The 293-nt window shown below is 68.3% G+C and carries 1 protein-coding gene; it reads left to right on the top strand.

The window, feature by feature from the left end; genetic code table 11:
* On the top strand, nucleotides 1-293 hold a 293-nt coding region (locus FLQ44_RS17170), incomplete at both ends, for a GTPase (RefSeq protein WP_206208949.1).

Below are 293 nucleotides of genomic sequence, written 5' to 3'. Positions count from 1 at the left end.
GGGAGCGGGCCGAGGCGTTCGAGCAAGCCCAAGAAGCCGCCGAGGCCGCTCTCGCGGACGATGACGAGGAGCGCCCGCGCGGCCCCCTCAAACTCGCCATTGTGGGCCGCCCCAATGCGGGCAAGTCCACCCTCATCAACCGCCTGCTGGGCGAAGACCGCCTGCTGACCGGGCCGGAAGCCGGGATCACCCGCGATTCGATCGCGATCGACTGGCAATGGACTGACCCCAAATCGGGCGAGACGCGCGACATCCGCCTGATCGACACCGCCGGGATGCGCAAGAAGAAGAAC

Origin of the sequence: Vogesella mureinivorans, from assembly GCF_007644035.1 — a bacterium.
GTDB classification, from domain to species: domain Bacteria; phylum Pseudomonadota; class Gammaproteobacteria; order Burkholderiales; family Chromobacteriaceae; genus Vogesella; species Vogesella mureinivorans.
This window is presented reverse-complemented; position numbering and strand designations above follow the sequence as displayed.